Annotated in this window: 3 protein-coding genes; all 3 read left to right on the top strand. The window is 62.2% G+C overall.

Annotated elements, in window-relative coordinates; genetic code table 11:
* Positions 1–712, top strand: a 712-nt coding sequence (gene nadC / locus EN984_RS29785) for a carboxylating nicotinate-nucleotide diphosphorylase (protein WP_127384165.1), incomplete at its 5' end; no start/stop codon positions are given.
* A 174-nt stretch (positions 713–886) separates the two neighbouring features.
* Positions 887–1,855, top strand: coding sequence for a biotin synthase BioB (bioB, locus tag EN984_RS29780; protein WP_236383478.1), 969 nt, complete (start codon positions 887–889; stop codon positions 1,853–1,855).
* The coding region (locus EN984_RS29775) for an 8-amino-7-oxononanoate synthase (protein WP_164765736.1) at positions 1,852–2,757 on the top strand (906 nt) is incomplete at its 3' end. The genes bioB and EN984_RS29775, both read left to right, overlap by 4 nt.

Raw genomic sequence — 2,757 nt, 5'->3', positions numbered from 1 at the left:
CGATCTGGTCTCGTATGCCTTCCTTCTCGTGGAACCGGCGATCAACATCCAGATCTGGCGCCCTGATGGCAGCGAGGTTGGGGCCGGGGAAACCATTGCAAGATTGTCCGGACCCGCACGAGGCCTGCTCACGGCCGAACGCACGGCCCTCAATTTCTTATGCCGGCTGAGCGGCATTGCCACTGCCACAGCGGCCATGGTTGAGGCCGTGCGCGGTCACAAGGCGAGGATTGTATCGACGCGAAAGACGACGCCCGGGCTGCGGGCATTGGAGAAATACGCCGTGCGCGTCGGCGGCGGTGCCAATCACCGGTTCGGCCTCGATGACGGCGTGCTCATAAAGGACAACCACATCGCGATCGCCGGCGATATCCGCACAGCAATAGAGCGGGCGCGCGCCGCAGCAGGGCATATGGTGAAGGTCGAGGTCGAGGTCGACACGCTGAAGCAGCTCGATGCAGCGCTCGCGATTGGTGTTGACGCGGTGCTGCTCGACAATATGTCGGTCGAGGATCTTGCCCGCGCGGTTTCTATAGTGGATGGCCGTACGATCACCGAGGCGTCCGGTCGGGTGATGCCGAAAACGGCGGCGGCGATTGCGGCGACCGGTGTCGATCTCATCTCCATGGGTTGGCTGACGCACAGCGCCCCGATCCTCGACATCGGCCTGGACATGCCGGACCACCAGAACATCTGCAAGCACTTGAACTGAGGATTACGGCGTGAGGAGCAACATCAGCTCGGCAGGCGTAGGAGGTGCTGGAAAGACGTGCCGCAGCTCGCCTTTAGCGAGTGCGCCCCAAAGCCAAGAAGGCGTACCGGACTAGCAAACAAAGGTTTGACGATGACGATTGGAATGAACTCGGAGTTCGACGTGAACCAGACCATGCAATTGGTCGATGGAACGCCTCCGCGATGGAACCGCAAAGAGGCCGAGGCCATCTACGGCATGCCATTCAACGATCTGCTGTTCCTAGCTCAGACGATCCACCGCCAGAACTTCGATCGAAACCGAGTGCAGCTGTCGCGGCTCCTTAGCATCAAGACCGGCGGGTGCCCTGAAGATTGCGGCTATTGCAGCCAGTCTGCGCATTACGAAACCGGTGTGAAGGCGTCGAAGCTGGTGGACGTCAAGCATGTCATCGACGAAGCGGCCAAGGCGCGTGATGGCGGCGCAACGCGCTATTGCATGGGCGCGGCGTGGCGAATTCCCAAGGAGCGCGACATGGACGTTGTGGTCGCCATGATTGAGGGCGTCAAGGCCCTCGGCATGGAGACCTGCATGACGCTCGGCATGCTCGATCTTGAGCAAGCTGCTCGCCTGAAGCAGGCCGGTCTCGACTACTATAACCACAACATCGATACCTCTGAGCGCTACTATGGCGAGGTTATTTCAACCAGGACTTTTGCCGACCGGCTGGAAACGCTTGGGCACGTGCGCGCGGTTGGGATGAAAGTCTGCTGCGGCGGCATTGTCGGGATGGGAGAAGAAAAGACCGATCGCATCGACATGCTGGTCACGCTCGCGAACCTGCCCGAGCCGCCGGAAAGCGTGCCGATCAACATGCTTATTCCCATCGAAGGCACGCCGCTTGCCGCGGCCGACGCCATCGATCCGATCGATTTCGTCCGCATCGTTGCGCTCGCGCGGGTGATGATGCCGAAATCCTATGTAAGGCTGTCCGCCGGCAGGACGGCGATGAGCGACGAAACGCAGGCGCTGTGCTTCTTTGCCGGCGCCAATTCGATCTTTGTCGGCGACACGCTGCTGACGGCGGGAAATCCCGGCGAGGACAAGGATACCCTTCTGTTCCGGCGCCTCGGCATTGAGCCTATGGAACTCGCCACGCAATGAAGGAGGCAATTCTTGCCCGCTATGACGCAACCTTGCGGGGACTGGGGCGCAAGGACCGGTTACGGACGCTCGCACCGCGCGCCGGGCTCGACTTCTCGTCGAACGACTATATCGGACTTGCCGCCTCCAAAAGACTCGGCGATGCGGTTTCGACGGCGATTGCGCGGGGCACGCCAGTGGGCGCAACCGGATCGCGGCTGTTGCGCGGCAATGCACCGGAACATGAGCAACTGGAGGCGGACGCAGCGGCATTTTTCGGAGCCGAGCGTGCACTGTTCTTCGGCAGCGGCTATATCGCCAACTTCGCTCTGCTGACGGCCCTGCCGCAGAAAGGCGACCTGCTGGTCCTCGACGAGCTCGCTCATGCCAGCATGCATGAGGGTGCCCAAGCCGGGCGCGCTGAGTTCAAGCTGGCCGCGCACAACGACGTCGACGCTGTCGAGGACGCAATCACCCGCTGGCGCGCCGAAGGCGGCATGGGGCGGGTGTGGATCGCCTTCGAAAGCCTTTACAGCATGGATGGCGACCGTGCGCCGATGGAGAGCCTGGTCGCGCTGGCTGATCGGTACCAGGCATTCATCGTCGTCGATGAAGCGCATGCCACCGGCGTCTGGGGGCCGTACGGCCGGGGACTGGCCGCCGCGTATGAAGGCCGCGACAACATCGTCACGCTCCACACATGCGGCAAGGCGCTTGGCGCATCCGGCGCGCTCGTTACCGGACCGCGAACACTCTGCGACTATCTTATCAACCGGTGCCGGCCATTCATCTATGCGACCGCACCATCGCCGCTGATGGCAGTCGTGGCACGTGAGGCGCTGACTATTCTGTCTGACGAGCCTATGCGTCGTGCTCAGTTGCACGAGCGTGTCGCTTTCGCGAGCCGGCAATTGGCCGAACGC

The sequence above is a fragment of the Mesorhizobium sp. M7A.F.Ca.CA.004.12.1.1 genome, from assembly GCF_003997835.1.
Taxonomy (GTDB): Bacteria; Pseudomonadota; Alphaproteobacteria; order Rhizobiales; family Rhizobiaceae; genus Mesorhizobium.
The sequence above is the reverse complement of the archived record's forward strand: the minus strand, read 5'-3'. Positions and strand labels throughout refer to the sequence as shown.